At 51.8% G+C, this 15,539-nt stretch carries 19 protein-coding genes and 1 pseudogene; 1 reads left to right on the top strand and 19 read right to left on the bottom strand.

The features are described from left to right. Window positions 1-5: 5 nt before the first annotated feature. From H9X86_RS01490 to H9X86_RS01570, 17 genes are all read right to left on the bottom strand, one after another. Complete coding sequence (locus H9X86_RS01490) at window positions 6-842, bottom strand: VirB6/TrbL-like conjugal transfer protein, CD1112 family (RefSeq protein WP_204899824.1); 837 nt, start codon at window positions 840-842, stop codon at window positions 6-8. A 70-nt stretch (window positions 843-912) separates the two neighbouring features. After that, window positions 913-1,266, bottom strand: a complete 354-nt coding sequence (locus tag H9X86_RS01495) for a TrbC/VirB2 family protein (protein WP_204899825.1) — start codon at window positions 1,264-1,266, stop codon at window positions 913-915. Then, window positions 1,253-3,073 carry a VirD4-like conjugal transfer protein, CD1115 family gene (locus H9X86_RS01500; RefSeq protein WP_204899826.1) on the bottom strand — a complete coding sequence of 607 codons (1,821 nt, stop codon included), beginning with the start codon at window positions 3,071-3,073 and terminating at the stop codon, window positions 1,253-1,255. Before H9X86_RS01500 ends, H9X86_RS01495 begins: the two co-directional genes overlap by 14 nt. Further along, complete coding sequence (locus H9X86_RS01505; protein ID WP_009258141.1) at window positions 3,060-3,257, bottom strand: hypothetical protein; 198 nt, start codon at window positions 3,255-3,257, stop codon at window positions 3,060-3,062. Before H9X86_RS01505 ends, H9X86_RS01500 begins: the two co-directional genes overlap by 14 nt. 14 nt (window positions 3,258-3,271) lie before the next feature. After that, window positions 3,272-4,195: a hypothetical protein gene (locus H9X86_RS01510; protein WP_204899827.1), complete on the bottom strand. Its 924-nt coding sequence runs from the start codon at window positions 4,193-4,195 to the stop codon at window positions 3,272-3,274. A gap of 6 nt (window positions 4,196-4,201) precedes the next feature. Then, entirely contained in the window at window positions 4,202-5,011 is an 810-nt protein-coding gene (locus H9X86_RS01515) for a PcfB family protein (protein WP_204899828.1), read from the bottom strand. Window positions 5,012-5,017: 6 nt separating this feature from the next. Continuing rightward, on the bottom strand, window positions 5,018-6,454 hold the full coding sequence (locus H9X86_RS01520) for a relaxase/mobilization nuclease domain-containing protein (RefSeq protein WP_204899829.1): 1,437 nt from the start codon (window positions 6,452-6,454) through the stop codon (window positions 5,018-5,020). A 3-nt stretch (window positions 6,455-6,457) separates the two neighbouring features. Next, on the bottom strand, window positions 6,458-6,787 hold the full coding sequence (locus tag H9X86_RS01525; RefSeq protein ID WP_154521674.1) for a plasmid mobilization protein: 330 nt from the start codon (window positions 6,785-6,787) through the stop codon (window positions 6,458-6,460). Continuing rightward, window positions 6,780-6,890: a DUF3789 domain-containing protein gene (locus H9X86_RS01530; protein WP_148316359.1), complete on the bottom strand. Its 111-nt coding sequence runs from the start codon at window positions 6,888-6,890 to the stop codon at window positions 6,780-6,782. Before H9X86_RS01530 ends, H9X86_RS01525 begins: the two co-directional genes overlap by 8 nt. Before the next feature lie 138 nt (window positions 6,891-7,028). Further along, on the bottom strand, window positions 7,029-7,220 hold the full coding sequence (locus tag H9X86_RS01535; protein WP_204899830.1) for a DpnD/PcfM family protein: 192 nt from the start codon (window positions 7,218-7,220) through the stop codon (window positions 7,029-7,031). Further along, complete coding sequence (locus H9X86_RS01540) at window positions 7,217-8,188, bottom strand: DUF3991 and TOPRIM domain-containing protein (protein WP_204899831.1); 972 nt, start codon at window positions 8,186-8,188, stop codon at window positions 7,217-7,219. Before H9X86_RS01540 ends, H9X86_RS01535 begins: the two co-directional genes overlap by 4 nt. Window positions 8,189-8,370: 182 nt before the next feature. Further along, a complete protein-coding gene (locus H9X86_RS01545) occupies window positions 8,371-8,583 on the bottom strand; it encodes a DUF3791 domain-containing protein (protein ID WP_204899832.1) in 213 nt (70 codons plus the stop codon). A 2-nt stretch (window positions 8,584-8,585) separates the two neighbouring features. Beyond that, window positions 8,586-8,825 carry a hypothetical protein gene (locus tag H9X86_RS01550; protein ID WP_204899833.1) on the bottom strand — a complete coding sequence of 80 codons (240 nt, stop codon included), beginning with the start codon at window positions 8,823-8,825 and terminating at the stop codon, window positions 8,586-8,588. Then, entirely contained in the window at window positions 8,825-9,316 is a 492-nt protein-coding gene (locus tag H9X86_RS01555; RefSeq protein WP_204899834.1) for a DUF3990 domain-containing protein, read from the bottom strand. Before H9X86_RS01555 ends, H9X86_RS01550 begins: the two co-directional genes overlap by 1 nt. Next, window positions 9,313-9,621: a DUF6788 family protein gene (locus tag H9X86_RS01560; protein WP_204899835.1), complete on the bottom strand. Its 309-nt coding sequence runs from the start codon at window positions 9,619-9,621 to the stop codon at window positions 9,313-9,315. Before H9X86_RS01560 ends, H9X86_RS01555 begins: the two co-directional genes overlap by 4 nt. A 208-nt stretch (window positions 9,622-9,829) precedes the next feature. After that, window positions 9,830-10,162: a DUF6664 family protein gene (locus tag H9X86_RS01565; RefSeq protein ID WP_204899836.1), complete on the bottom strand. Its 333-nt coding sequence runs from the start codon at window positions 10,160-10,162 to the stop codon at window positions 9,830-9,832. 184 nt (window positions 10,163-10,346) lie between these two features. Beyond that, the gene (locus tag H9X86_RS01570) at window positions 10,347-10,700 is read right to left on the bottom strand and encodes a DUF1273 domain-containing protein (RefSeq protein ID WP_204899837.1); all 354 of its coding nucleotides are present in this window, start codon (window positions 10,698-10,700) and stop codon (window positions 10,347-10,349) included. Window positions 10,701-10,815: 115 nt separating this feature from the next. Here H9X86_RS01570 and H9X86_RS01575 point away from each other — a divergent pair, with 115 nt between their 5' ends. Continuing rightward, window positions 10,816-11,190, top strand: a complete 375-nt coding sequence (locus H9X86_RS01575; protein ID WP_204899838.1) for a helix-turn-helix domain-containing protein — start codon at window positions 10,816-10,818, stop codon at window positions 11,188-11,190. Window positions 11,191-11,295: 105 nt separating this feature from the next. Here the strand turns inward: H9X86_RS01575 and H9X86_RS01580 are convergent. Together H9X86_RS01580 and ltrA are read right to left on the bottom strand one after the other, a co-directional pair. Further along, a pseudogene (locus H9X86_RS01580) lies at window positions 11,296-13,182 on the bottom strand (helicase-like domain-containing protein); the annotation flags it as partial. A gap of 162 nt (window positions 13,183-13,344) precedes the next feature. Continuing rightward, complete coding sequence (gene ltrA, locus H9X86_RS01585; RefSeq protein ID WP_207752576.1) at window positions 13,345-15,270, bottom strand: group II intron reverse transcriptase/maturase; 1,926 nt, start codon at window positions 15,268-15,270, stop codon at window positions 13,345-13,347. Between the last annotated feature and the right edge of the window lie 269 nt (window positions 15,271-15,539).

Here is a 15,539-nt window from a genome sequence, read left to right on the forward strand (position 1 = left end):
CTCCTTTACAGGCCCATCATCTCGCGCACCACACGGTCTGCCATCTTGACCGCGCCTACAAGGACGAGCATATTGAACAGCAGCTCCCCGACATAGCTCCACACCTGTGTGACAGCCGCCGCATTTGGATCAACGGCTGGCGGAGATGCAGCGAACAGGGAGAAGATAATGCAGGCCAGCACGATAATGGCACCCTCCAGACAAACCGCCGCATAGCTTTTGATAAAGCTCTTGCCCACGTTCTGGCTCGGTTCTCCGGCGAAGGTGGACAAAGGCACCGACGCGATGGCGGTGTAAAGGTAGAGCTTAAAAAATCGCCCGTAGACGGTCATAATCATCACGAAGGAAAGTACGGTGATGAACAGCCCGCCGATGAGCGTTACCGCCCAGAGGGGGATGCTCTCAAAGAAACCGCAGCTTTCTACCGCGTCGATAATCTCCTGCGGCAAAACCGTCTGTTGGGCGGAGCCGAAGCCGGAAGCATTCATAATAGTGCTGACCAGCCCCTGTGCGATGTTAAACAGGGCCATCATCAATTCCAGCCCATAGGTGACAACGCCTTTGGCAATGGCAAACCGGATGAACAGCTTGAGCGCGTGTTCCGGCTTTTTGACCTCGGCAAAGCTGCCGCAGGTTTTCATCACTCCCACAACAAAGAACAGCACCAGCAGCGCCAGGCCGATGGCGCGCACCGCATCGTGGTTGTTGACGATGACACTCCAAATGGTGCCGCCCTTGAATTGCTCCGGGCTTTGTGTGATGAGCTGCCAGATCTCCGTCAGGTACTTGTTCCAGGTATCCAGCGCGTTTTGCAGATTTTGTACTACCCAGTTATCGGACATCGAAAAACCTCCTTTCCGGCAAAGTCAGGGGCAGGCCGCAATCGGCCCGCCCCCAGACTGCCGTTTTGAATCAGCCGGTAATCAGGGTCAAAATCTCCTTTGCAAAGGTGATGATAACGCCGCCGGCCAGAGTGAGGAAGCCGTTGGCGCGCTGGCTGGGGTCGTGGGACTTGAGGGACAAGCCGACCTGCACGATGCCGAAGCCCAGCAGGATCATGCCGATGGCGCGGATCAGGCCGAAGATGAATTCGGACAGATTGTTGATGACCGTCAAGGGATCGCTGGCGGCAAAAGCCGTGGTGGTAAAGCAGCCAAACATCAGCACCAGCGCCGCGTACACAGCAAAGGCACGTTTGCTCTTTTTGCTCATAGGCAGGCGATGGGTTTCCTTATTCTGCTTGTTGTTCTTGTTAAACAGTTTCATTTTGCGGTTCCTCCTTGAATTGGAAAATATTCTCCATGTCCTCATCGGACAGAAGCTCATAGGTTGTTTCCGGTTCCTGCACATTGGCAAGATCGGCGGGTGTCAGGCGGCTGACCGAAAGACCGGCCACGGCATATTCCGTGCTGCCATGCGTATAAGCAGGCGCGCCGCCGTCTGTGGTGTATTTGACATTGGGATGTTTCAGCAGGTCGTATTTTTCGTCCATCAGCGGCGCTTCGCCTCGGATAAAAAGCAACGCCAGATTGTTGTCCAGCATACGGACTTCATCTGGCGTCATCAGTTCACGGCCTGTCAGTTGGTTGTTGGTGGAGTAGCTGCCGGAATGCCCGGTGCTTTTACCATAGGTGTCCAGCCAGAGGGTGCTTTTTCCCAGATAGTTCTCGGAGATCAGCTTGTGGGTGCTGGTTTCATTGCCGCCCAGGTACAGGAATTCATCGCAGTTGCCGATAATGGATTCCCACTGTTTTTCAAACAATGCCTTTAACTGCGCGATGTTCTGGATGATGATGGACACCGAGATATTTCGGGAACGCATGGTAGCCAGCAGCTTGTCAAAATCATCCGGCAAGCTCACATTGGCGAACTCGTCCATGAGAAAATGCACCGGTACAGGCAAGCTCCCGCCGTGTTTTCGGTCAGCCGAGTAGAACAGCTCCTGAAAGGTGCTGGCGTACAAAAGGCTCACCAGAAAGTTAAAGCTGGCATCGTTGTCCGGGATCAGCGCAAAGAGCGCCACTTTTTTCTCTCCCATGCTGGACAAATCCAGTTCATCCGTAGCAGTCAAAGCCGCAACAGAGGAGAGGTTGAACTTCTCCAGCCTGGATGCCAGCGTGATCTGGATGGATTTCAGCGTCTTGGCCGAGCCGGAACGATAGTCCTTGTAATACTTCACCGCGATGTGATCGGGCGAGCGCATTTCCAGCCGGTCAAACAGCTCATCCAGCGGGGATTGGTAGGAATCATCATCCTCCCGCACCTCACCGGCCCGAAGCATTTCCATGACCATCGGAAAGTTTTTTTCATCCTCCGGCGCTTCGTACCAAAGATAAAAGACCAGCGCCAGAAGGAGCATGGAAGCTGCCGTATCCCAGAAAGGGTCGTTGGACTGGCTGCCTTTTGGCGTGGTGGCCTTAAAAAGATTCGTCACCATCTTCTGCACGTCGTTGTCATTTTTCAAATAGGAGAAGGGATTGTAGCAATGACTTTTCTCCATGTTCAAAAGGTCAACGATGCGGATTTCATAGCCCTGCCGTTCCAGCAAGGTGCCGCAGTCCCGGAGCAGCTCGCCCTTACAATCCAGCACAAAATACGAGGTGTTGGCTTGGCACAGGTTGACTTTCGCATAGAACCGGCTTTTTCCTGCACCGCTGCCGCCCACCACCAGGGTGTTCAGATTGCGGCGGTGCTTCCTGCCGTCCAGTCCCATGCGGACGTGCTGGGTGAAGATGCGGTTTTGAAACGGGTCTTTCGCCCGGTACTTCTTGTTCACGGCTCTGGCGTCGCCCCATTTGGCCGAACCGTGTTCTTCGCCCCGTCTGTAATTGCGCCGAGATGAGAGATAAATCCCGATTCCCAGCCCATAGGCGGCAATAAAAATGAGGACAGTTTTTACGCTGTCCTCACACCACATCAGCTTGAATGGATTGTTCATTGCCGCAGGCAGGCCGTTCATAATCTCCGCAAGGCCACCGGAAACAGACGGCGCAATCAGAAGGGCGAACCAGATGACCGGGATCAGCCCCAGCGCATAGAGCCAGGGGCCGCCCGTCCTGTTATCTGGCTTCATCCCGGCGCTTCGCTTTCTTGTCTTTTTGTGCAGGGGCGTCAATGGTTTTCAGCAGCACATCCTCCACCGGGCCGGGGTCGCGCTGTTCCTCCAGCATATCGTTGCGTAGCTCATTGAGCGCGCGGATCATGATACCATGCTCATAGCTGTCCAGCGTGAGTACGACTTTATCCTGTCTTTCCATCACTCAAACCTCCTTTACCGTTCCGGTTCCTTCTGTTTGGTGTCGCGGGTCAGCCCCATCGCTCTGGCCATGCGTCCGTTCAGCGACTTGAAGGTTTCCCGCATATCGCTGAGGGCTGCCGGAACATCCTCTCTGGGGTCTTGGCCCTTGAAAACGCTGTTCAGACGGGCAATGTCATAGCCTTTGGCCTCAATGCCGTATCGCTTGCAGAGCATATAGCTGACGGCGTAGGCTTTGTAGCCGTCCGCTTCTCTGGAATACCCTTCGTTGCTTCTGGCAAGCTGGACATTGGCAATCTCCAGCGAAACACAGCGGAAGATGTCCGGCGCGTCCATTCCTTTCTTGACCAGAATGGCGTTCTGTTCCTCAGAGAACACAGCGCCGCGCCCCTGGGGAAGTTCGTCCACCGCCCGGATTTGCACCGGAGAGCTGGCGATCAGCCCTTTCAATAGCAGCCGGTCATCATAGGTGACCTGGGGCTGGTGCTGGCCCTGCGCCGAAGTCTGGGAAATGTCATAAACCTCTTTGGCATAAAAGTTCTGGCCGATGGAGCCATCATCCCTCCGGTACGCTTTGCCCGGTTCCAGAATGATAATCGGAAGCCTCTTTTCTTCCTCCAGAATCTCAATGCCCTGGGCAGTCCATTCCTTATAGCCGCCAACGCGCTGCGCCTGGGGGCATTGTGCGCCGATCAAAAGGGCGTTGCGGGCAGAGTGGAAGGGAAACCGGCTCTGCACGTCCAGATATGCCTCCATGTTGCCGTTGCCTTCCGCAAACGCCCCAAAAATCTTATCCAGAGAAGCATAGGCTTCCTTGCGCTGCTTCTCCTCGCGGATCTGCCACCACTGGCGCTTGGGGCGTTCCTTCTGTTCTTCCCGCTTCTGGGGCGCGGCCTCCTTTTGAGGCTGCTGTTCAAACAGATCGTCAAAGTTGTTCATAAGCGTTTACCTCTCTTTCGATTTGGGTTTCTTTTTGCTTTTGGGCGGCTGGTGCTGGGTGGTTTTCTGTGCCGCTTTCTTGGATACAGAAGGTTCTTCTGCCTTTGCTACTTCCGCTTCCTTCTTCCGCTGGGCCTGAATGTCCCGCAGCTCCTGGCGGACAGACGGTTTCTCCGGCCCGTCAGAAGTACCCCTTGCGGACTTGCTGCTGCTCTCGGAGATAGGCGCGGACGGATGGGATTTTTCCGCCGCCGGAGTAAAAGAATCCGTTTTCTCCGCCACAGGGTGTTCCGGCTCTGCCTTTTCTTTTTGGGAAGGCTTCTCCATCAATTCGTCCAGCAGTTTGTCGTCCTGGCTTTTTTCCGGGGTGGCCTGCTCCGGTGCTGCCGGTTCGCTGCCGCGCTGTTCGCGGGATTTCTGGATGTCCTCCTTGATGGACGCCGTATCCACCACAGTGAGATTGAACTTCTCCACGATTCGATTGGCTCTGGCCGCATCATCCTCGAATACCAGAATGTCGATGGTGTTGTCATCCTTTTTGACCGGAATGGGCGCATAGAGAATGCCGTAGCCTTTGGCCTGCCGTGCAAACTCCGGGGCATCTTCTTTCTTGATGGTGTAGACCGTCATAGGGCGCTTTTCCCTCAGCATGGTTTCGATGCGGGCTTTGCCTTTGGTCTTTTTCTGGTCTTTCATGACCGTATACAGGGCGGCGGCAAGATTCTTTGCGGCAGAACCGCTGATCTTGAGGGCGAATTCGGCACCCTCCAGGCTCATCCGCACAACCTGTTCCGCTGCATCGCCTGAGCTATACATAGAAAATCATCTCCTTCCTGGAATACCCGCACGACCTTGTTCCGGCCCCTGACGGGTTCCTTGTTCCGTCCATGCTTCCTCACGGACGGCCTTGATCTTTTCCTTGATGGAAAGGGAGCGTACTGCTATATCCTCACATAACCTCACCTCCCTTCGCAGTTCCTTGATCCGCCCGGAAAGGACGGCAATTTCTGCTTTGATCTGCTCCTGCTGTTCAGGGGCGGACCGTACCTCTTTGGTACGCAGCCTGCGGTACAGGGCTTTTCGCTTCTCAATGTCCGCGTTCATTTCCGACTCCGCACCTGTCCGATGGGCAGTAAGCTGTTCCAGTGTGTCAATGCGGTGACGGGACAGCAGCCGCGCCTCATCAGTCAATTCTTTCGCCCGGATCAAATCCTCCCGGCAAGCATGAGATACCCGCCGGGGCTGCCGGTTTTGCTTTTGAGGAAATACGCCCAACAGATAGCAGTAATGAAAATAGAGGGCGCGAAAGCCTGTCACTTTTCTGGCTTGCTTCAAATCGCCATGAAGCCTGCACCGCTGTGGCTTCGGCCTGTACGTCCTTTGAGGATGGCTCTGTGCCAGTATCCGCCTGCGGATGCTTTCCAGGGAATATTCCTCGCCCAGATTGCGGCACAGCTTTCTGCCGTTCTCTCTGCCGGGTGCGCGCAGGGTAATGTCTTTGCCCACTTTGATGTCGTAGCCCATCTGTTTCAGATGATAAAAAAACTGCCGCTCCGTCATTGACTGACGAATGGCAGTATCCACATCTGCTTTGAGAAGGCTCAGATAGGTGGGGCGGCCTTCCTGTTCGGCCCGCCACGCTCCATAGTGCTGGGACTTCCCACGCTGGGGATTTTCAATCACGGACAGCCCATACTCCCGGCACAGCCGGTCAGATTCCCGCTGCATATCATAGTAGTCCTTCTCGGTGCGGTGATACTTGATGCCGTCCACAAAGGACACGGTGTTGACCACAAAATGATTGTGCAGGTGATTGGACTTATCCAGATGGGTGGCAACCACTACCTGATATTTTTCACCCCACAGTTTTTTGGCCAGCTTCAGCCCGATCTCATGGGCGGTCTGTGGGTCAGCTTCTCCGGGGGCAAAGCTCTGATAGCCATGATAGGCCACCGTGCCGTCCTCCTTGCCGAACCGCTTTTTGACTGCGATCATCTCGTCGCGGGCAGTAGAGGGGCTGCAATTCACCCCGGACACAAACCGCTGCATGATGGCGATTCCTTCGTCATCGGCTGCGACTTTTTCCGTCTTTTGCTGTTGGACAGCGTATTCGATGACATCCGAGAGGCCCTGGGCATCGCGCCCTTCCATATCCGGCTTTTCATAAGCGGCGGGGTTTTCTGTCTTGTCCGGGTTTTCTACATAGATGACCACCTTTCCCAGCCAGCCGCCCACCCGCCAGATGGATGTTGTGGCCATAGCTTACTCCATCGGTCTGGGCAGGATCACAGCTTTGGTGATGTCCCTGACGAGCTGATCGAACTTCCGCATTTCTTCATCATAGCGGCGCTCATCAATGACACCCAGCACATGGGCTTTCTGGGCGATCTGGTTGAGGTTGTTTCCTACGCCGTGCAGCTCCCGCATGAAGTCAAAGTAGTCCGGGGGCGGTGCATCCTGGGGAACCACGCCGCTGATAAGGTGACGCAGATACGCCTCGCGGGAAAGCCTGCTCTTTTTCACGCGCTTGTTCAGGGCCTCGGCCTCCTTGCGGTTGAGGCGTACCTTAATTTCGATATTACGCTTACTCATTGTTGTCCTCCTTTCCAATGCGGTTGATCTGCACCAGGCACATGAGGGTAATCCCACTCAGGCTGCCCAGCAGAAAACCAATGACAAAAAACAATCCTTCCATGAAAACCTCCATTCTGCAAAAGGGGTATTAGGGGGTGCTCCCCCTAACAAGCTGCCGTTTGTCCCCAAACGGCGATGCTTGCTGGTACATACACATTCCATTCCCCTGCGGGGAATCCTTCACGGCGAAAAAAGAATCTCACCGCTCGTCCCGCTCACGGTTCCGGTCTTTGGTGCGGAATGTCACGTCTTTGAAGTGGTCGGCGTCCAGGATATAGTCGCCGTTCTTCCAGTTGTCCGAGGCGATCTGCTGCGCCTCCTCACGGCTCTCCGCTTCCACGGAAACTGTCATCTCCAGCGTTTCGGTAATGGTCACATCATACTCTTTCATCGTTCTTGCTCCTTTCCGTTGCTGCACCGAATGGGAATCCCAAGCCGGTGACAAAGGGTGTCGTTCACGTCCTTGCCGGTGGGCGGCGGGCGGTTTTTGACTTCGTATTCTTTGGGAATGACCGCCATGATTGCCTTTGTTGCCAGTCTGCCGGGGCCGTCGTTATCCAGGTGCAGATAGATGGTTTTGACGGATGGATAATCCTCCAGAAACCGGGTGAGGGCAGCGGGCAGCTTGCTTTCCGCCAACACCTTTTTCGGCTGATAAATCCCAGCCAGGGACAGCAGATTATGACGCCGCCAGTCGGTGCCGTCCAGCTTGCAGAGGGTCGCATAAGACATCACATCAATGGCGGATTCACACAGGTGAACCGCCGGATTGTCCACGCAGGCGGGCAGGGCAAAGGAATAGTGCTTGTCGCTGCCACTCAGATCGCCGTGGAAGCGCCCTTCCCCAATCCCACGCAGGCAGCCGAACCGCGCCTTTCCGTCTTTGTCAAAGCCCACGAAAATGGCATTGCTGTGGCCCTTGTTCCGGCTCTCATAAAGCCGCCCGGTCTGGATGCAGTAGTCAATCACCTCCGGGGCGATCCCTCTTTTTTTGAGGTAGTCCACCATAGCCCGGTTATCCGGCGCGGCCTGCGGCAAAAGCAGGTGCTTGGGCTTTTCCTCTTTAGGCGCTGGCACAAAAGAAGGCGGCTTGATTGCCGCCCTGCCGGTGATGGTTTCCATTGCGTCCATAAATGAATACCCATTGACCTTGATGAGATAGTCCAGGGCGCTGTATCCGCCGATTCCACGGGAAAACCAGCACCACTTGCCGTTGGAAATCCGCAGACTGTCATGGGTCTTGGTGCAGTAGACATTGCCGGACACATGGACAAGTTCCTGGGGTTCACAGGTTTGCAGATAGGTGAGCAAGTCCACCTGCCGCGCTCGTTCAATCGCTTCCGAGTCGTAGTAAGGCATAAAAATAGCCCCCTTTCCATAGCCGTGGATTTGCCATCCGCTTGGGATAGCTGACTATGTAAAGGGGGCTGTTTCTGTGATATGTAAAAAGCCGACTGGATTGCTCCAATCGGCTTTTCTGCATATAGTTTTGAATTTTATATGCAGTTCTTGGTGGTGGATATGCAGTTTCGATGATAGCTTTACGCCATAGCAGGTTTCCTGGCCTCGATATAGAGGTCGATGTCCTCTACGATATAGTTGGCTCCCGTGGTATGCAGAGCTTCAAAGCAGGAGTACACATACTCCCATACGCGATAGCGGGTGAATAGATCGGCTACCTGTTTGCCTGTCAAATGCTTGGCATTTTTATAGGTTTCCACGCAATAAATGAGAAAATCACCTTGCCTGCTCATGGTTATACCTCCTCTGGCATTTGGAAATCTCCTGTTCTTTTTTCCTCGTCAAACATATTGAACAGGGTAAGCGGGCTGAAATGCCACAGCTTTGTGTCCTCTTGCTCCAACAAGGAATAGACTTTCGATTCATAAAACTCCCTGGATGCTGTCATTTCATCCAACGGATAATTTTCACAAATCAGATTGATAACCTGCGGAACAAGCAGGGTCAAAATTGCTTCAAATTTTTTATCTACCATCAAAATTCCTCCTCCGATACTGTACCGACAAAGTGCAGATAGGACAGTGCCTTCTCCGAAGTCAATACCAACTGATTATACAGCTTCTTGATTTTAAGCTGATCCAATGTCTGCTCTTTCGTCAGCACTCCAGCAGTATAGAGTGTGAATGTCCGGTACACATCATCATTAGCCACAGGCCCAAAGATGAAATCATAGGCTTCCCCCTCATAATTACCGGATCGGTTGTCTGATACGAAGTCCAGCCACGCCTCGTTCGGTTCATCAAAGCGAAGGATCGAACATTCCGAAAAAGCAACCGCCTCGTCGATCTCGTAGATACTTACCGCCCTTTGTCCAGTTTTCCGGCGCTTTGTAACCTTATCAGCAAAGCTGATCGCCTGGGCCTTGTTCGTCGTGGTATAAAAACCAAACCCAAAATCCAGATAGCGGTTTTGCTGAATGAGTTTAGGCCGGTCAACAATCACATTGCTGCCATGATATAAAATCATATATGTCCCTCCAATGCTTGCTCGGCAATTGCACGTTCTTCCTGCAAAGACCGAATCATTGTTTCGATATGTCTGCGTTTTTCCACCTGTTTCCGCACATCCTCTACATCCTTTTTGGGGATGTATTGAGAGATGACTTTTTTTCCATCGCGATACTTCAAATAAAAGTAGGTGGATTGTCCGGCTTTCTTTTCAGAAAGCGTTCCTTTGGGGAGTTTTTCTAACTCCTCCTGATATTTTTTCAGCATCCGATCAATGCGTTCTTTTTCCTGTAAGATGGTGGTTATTATTAAATTCAATCTCATCACCCATCTTTATTATACACAACATAATCTAAAATATCAATATTGTGTTGTGTATTTTCTTTCCCCATAATGCGTTTGACAGCCAAAAACTTTGGGAAATCCAGAAGTTTTTACTTGTCATCCGTAAAAACTTTCCTGGAAAGCCGTTTTGAGGCATAGAAACTGATACATAAAAAGCGGCATGGATTTTTCCATACCGCCGAAAGAATTATTCTGTTTTGAATGCTCCTATTTTCTTCAGATAGGAAAAGCCATCCGTGTGGCCCCGGAAGTAGATGTGCTTGCGCTCCATGTTGTCGGCCTGCAAATACAGACGGAAATACTGATTTAAGACCTCATGTTCTTGGGCGGTAATCTGTACTTCGCCATCGCCCTCCAGCAACTCGTCGATAAAAGGATGTTGTCGCCTCATGTCGCTCATCTTATGCTTCACATCGGAATATTCCTGATCGGCAGCGGTCAGCTCAAGCATCAGATCGCTGTCAATTTCATCAAATGCTTCGGAAATACGCTCTATAATGGGCGTATATTGTTCACTCATGGAAGTCACCTCTTTTCGGTTTTTATTATACTATACCCGCCCACAGAAATAATATCAAATGTGCGATTTCAGTCCATCTTTGCAAGGTTCAAAACGTGCTTGCCCTGACGCAAGGCATAGTTTACAGTGTCAAAGGCACCGCCGAAATCACGATAGATATATGATAACACTACATCTGACCGGTCTACCATCCAACGGTTCCTTTTTTGATGGCGGCTTTATGGTGAACCCCCATCAGTTCCATTGGAATGATAATATCATCAAATCTTTCCTCGTAGTATTCCTTATCTCGGTTGATCTGATTGGTCATGTAGGGAAGTACCAGATTTAGCTGAATGTTCAAGTGTGGACACCGCTTTTTCAGCCTTCGGACGGCTGCCTCACACATGAAATCAAAGTCGCCCATCCCACCGGAATAAAACACATAATCATCTTCTGACTGTACCAATTCTGACAGAGTATGGTCTATATCCTGATTGACAGACGATAAAAACACCTCCCGATGACCGGCGAAAGTACAGACGGTCATAAAAATCACCTATTTTCCTGATAACTTGGGCTATATCCGTAGACTACGGATATAGCCCATTATAATATGCTGTTCCCGTAGTTACAATACTATTGTGTAAATTTTGCAGTAAAGGGGGCGCAATATGGAACTTGATTATAAAGCAATCGGCAAACGGATCAAGATTGCCCGTATCAAGGCTGACCTAACGCAGGAGCGCCTTGCCGAACTCATTGAACTCTCTCCCTCACACTTGAGCAACATTGAAACCGGCACCACCCGCGTTAGCCTGAATACAATCATCGCCATTGCAAATGTGCTGTCTGTCACCAGTGATGACCTTCTCTGCGACAACATCGTCATGGCAAAAGCGCAGTTTGAAAAAGATATTGCGTTTCTGCTGGAAGATTGCGATGAATATGAAATTCGTATCATAAAGGATATGGTCGCTTCTTTGAAGGACACTCTGCGCCGGGATAAACACCTCCGCATGATGAGCAGCAAAGAAACAAAATCATAAGAGAAACTCCTTTATACAGCTTCATTTTCAAGAAAGTGGCTGTATAGGGGAGTTTTTCTTATGTAAACACCGACTGGAACGTTTCCAGTCGGTGCAGGGAACAGGCTATCGTTCCAGCCCTACTGCCTTTCGCATGGGCGGTTCCTCGCCCTCATCGGGAGCCTCGTCAATCAGCGTTTTGTCCTTCTCATCCATATTAAGCAGGATGTTCAGTTCTTTCAAACGTGCGGTTTTCTCGGTCAGCTCCTCCTCACGGGCAAACGGTGTTGCCAGTTCGGTGCGGGCATTTTCAAGCTGCACTTTGGCTTCCTCCAGTTTGGCTCGCTCTGCATCAAGATTTCCAGCCAGATTCTCCAGCGCGTTGTCCAAGCGGGTGATGTTGCCGAACACATCCGCACCCAGCGTCACCGTATGGGACAGGGTGCCTTTCAGCGTGATGCGGTACTCGTTGCTCATCCCGTCAAAGGCCAGCACCATAGAGAAGCCCCGGTACTGCCCCAGAAGGACAGCATCGGAGCCGGTCATCTTCGTGCAGACGTCGATGATCGCCTTGCCTGCATCCTCTTTTTCGGTGTAGTGTTTGCCCTCCACTTCCATGCCGCAGAATCCCTCTTGCGCTTTCGGATGGGCTTTCGCCAGCTCCACATCTTTTTCATAGCCTGCAATTCTCTCTGCCAATCGGGTGATCTCTGCCGGATATTTGCGGTGTACCAGTTCCTCCAAAGCATACACCTGATTCAAGTGGCTGGCCTTGAGCATATTCAGCCTTGCCACCTCCATATCCAGATTGCATTTTTCGATAATAAGTGGGTTGCCGGTGGCCAGCGCCTTGATCTCAGAATAGCTCAGGGCGGTTTCGTCCACATCATCCGCCACGCGGACAGGGGCTTTGCTGGTCATGATTTGAGCGATAAACTTCTGCTTGTTCTCGACGAGCTGGTACAAATAAGCGTCGAATGTTCCCTCAGTTACATAGCGGAAGATCTCCACCTCCTCATTTTCGTTACCCTGACGGACAATTCTTCCAAGCCGCTGCTGAAGGTCGCTGGGCCTCCAGGGACAATCCAGATCGTGCAGGGCAATCAATCTATCCTGGACGTTGGTTCCGGCACCCATTTTCTGGGTGCTGCCCATGAGAACGCGCACCTGACCGGCGCGCACCTTTGCAAACAGCTCTTTCTTTTTGGCCTCTGAATCTGCTGTGTGGATAAAGGCAATCTCGTCCACCGGGATGCCTGCGTCCAACAGCTTCTTTTTTAGGTCGTCGTAAACGCTGAACGAGCCGTCCGTGGTAGGTGTAGACAGGTCGCAGAACACAAGCTGAGTGGAGCGTTTTTCTTTCGTCTGTTCCCAGATGCGGTAAACATTACGGGCGCAGACAGCCACTTTGCCATTTGGGTCATCCGGGGCCAGCGGCTGAATGAGCCGCATATCCAGGGCCAGCTTTCTGCCGTCATTGGTGATGCGGAGCATATTGTCCACATGGGGATCGACACCACCGCTACGGATTTTTTCTGCCCGTTCCGCCAGTCCCTGTATCATCTCCTGCTGGATTTCCGAGGGCTTGATGACCTCGGTGTGGAAGTTGGCTTTTGGTACGGGAAGGTGCAGCATATCCGCTGTCTGAATATCAGCCACCTGTTTGAATACGCTCATAAGCTCCGGCAGGTTGTAAAACTTTGCGAACCGGGTCTTGGCGCGGTAGCCGCTGCCCTCCGGCGATAACTCGATGGCGGTGACGGTTTCCCCAAAGTTGGATGCCCAATCATCAAAGTGGATCAGGCCCATTTCCTGCAAGGTGCGGTACTGCAAATAACGCTGGATGGTATAAAGCTCCACCATGCTGTTGGAGATGGGGGTGCCGGTGGCAAAGATCACACCGCGCCCGCCGGTCAGCTCGTCCAGATACTGACACTTCATAAAGAGGTCGGAACTTTTCTGCGCCTCGGTCTGGGCAATGCCGCCTACATTCCGCATTTTCGTCATAAAAAAGAATGGTGATAGGTAATCCTTTGAAGTAATCTCCGGATTTTCCCCCACCTCACGCCGGGCGTGCACCTTTCGGCGCACCCGGCCTACCATCAAACTGATTTACTTTCTTCCTTCAGATTTCAATACCACTGCACCCTCACGGGTACAGCGTACTCACAAATTTCACGATTTGAGTTTTTCTCGGTATTTCATAATTTTGCGCACTGCCTTTGCGTCCAGCTCAGGCGGTATTGGGCTGTTATGAACCATGCGGTGGCATGATTCGCAAAGCCATGCCAGATTGGGAACCTTATTGATTCTTTCGATTGGAAGCTGGTTGTCGATATGGTGACAGTGTTTTGGAACTGTTATGGAAAATGGTTTTCCACAGCATTTGCACTTTCCCTTATCCCGGTTATAGGCATATTCCCGATTCATGAAGTATTCAAAGTTTGCCTTCCAGCCCTTTCCGTCTGCATAGCAGGCAAGGGCAATGTCCTCCGGGGTGTTAATGGACGGCCGGTCACAGGGAAGCGGTTTGTGCTTGTTTCGGTAATTGACGTACCGCCTGCGGCCTTCCGCCGTGTAAGGGGTCATCTTCTGGTCAAACGGTTTGCTCTCATACCGGCTGTGCGTGATAAACGCATAAGTGATTCCAAACCATTTTCCCTCGATGGGAATTGCAAAGGTTTTGCTTTCATATCCTTCGTGCCTGTGCGGAAGATTGCAGAGTGTTTTCAGCGGAACCTGCATCTGGTTATACTGTTTCGGGAACAGCTTTTTCCAAACGGCCAGCGCTGCATTGTTTACCCTGCGGTCGATTGCATGATAGGCGTGCGAACAGATGGACGGCTGGTAATACTGCGCCAGTCCCAGAATGATGGAATTCACATACTGTATCTGGGCAGCCTGTGTATTTGGTTTGGAGTACAGTTCAATACGGTGTACCTGTTCCAGCAAACTGCCAATTTTCTTGGACAGCCGTTCCATATCCGGCAGTGGTTTTCCCACCAGATGTTCCGTCCACGTTGCAGGGTTCGGTGTTTTGCGCTTTCGTTCCGCCTTGACGATGTAACCGAGAAAATGTATCCCTCCTTTCCGCAAATCGGTTACATAGGTCTTTTCCTGCGACAGTTCCAGTTTCAGTTTTTGCCTAAAGTATTTTGTCAGCTCACGCTTCATACGGAACGCTTCCTTTTCCGTAGAAGTCAGCACCACCCAGTCATCGGCATAACGGAAGTTATACTTTGGGGTGGTTCCTGCCCATTTCAGCCTGCGTGTATCGTTGCATTTGTGCTTGCATTTGCGATGCGGCTCCATATAGGTCCGCCCCACATACCAGTCAAAATCGTTCAGATAGATGTTCGACAGCAGAGGGGAAAGGATTCCTCCCTGCGGTGTGCCTGTTGCCGTTTGATGGTACAAATCCCGTTCAATATACCCGGCTTTCAGCATTTGGCTGACGATTTTCAGCACCCGTTTATCATGGATGCCCATTCGCCATACCTTTTGAAGCAGTATCCGATGGCTGATGTTGTCAAAACACCCTTGAATGTCACCTTCCACTGCCCACACAGCCTGGTCGGGGGATTTACATCCGGCGTTGATTACATTGACAATATCCCGGATTGCGTGCTTTTGCGCCCGGTAAGGGCGGAAGCCATAGCTATGCGGATAAAATCTCGCCTCGCATATCGGCTCTATGATGAGCCGCACACATTCCTGTATGATTCTGTCCAGTACCGTAGGGATTCCCAGCGGCCGCATTTTGCCGTTGCTTTTTGGGATATATTCACGGCGGGCTGGTTTGGGCTGATATTTGCGAAAACACGATTGAATCAATAAAATCAGTTCATCTTTTGGCATTTGCAGATAGTTGTCCATTTTCACCTTGTCCACTCCGGCGGTTTTACTGCCCTTGTTGGACTTGATGTTATGGACGGCGGTCACAATGGTAACTTCGTGCGCCATTGCTTCCACCAGCCCGGTGAACGAAACGCCTTGCCCGGATTTCTCATAGAGCATATCCTGAATGGCTTTCAGTTCCGTTTCCGTTGAAAATCTGACGTTCAAATGCACAAGGCTTTCACCTCGCAGTTCGTCACCCATCTTTCAGGGAGTTATTGGATTTTCGTTTTGTGAAATTTGTAAATCAGTTTGACTCGTACCCTTCGCCGTGGGGCATTTCAGCCCCGTGTAGCTGGCGTTACCCAGCCGCAGACTACTATGGTACGGCTGACTTCCTATTGCTTTCATTGCTCTGTAAAGCTCCGGCAACAGGCTCTCAAACGTTCCTGAATCTCTATCCTTGCGGTCATTGCTTGACCATTGAAACCCTTAGGCCGCTACCTTACACCGGGAAAACCTAACCATGCTTT

The organism is Pseudoflavonifractor capillosus (genome assembly GCF_016902575.1).
Lineage (GTDB): Bacteria > Bacillota > Clostridia > Oscillospirales > Oscillospiraceae > Enterenecus > Enterenecus capillosus_A.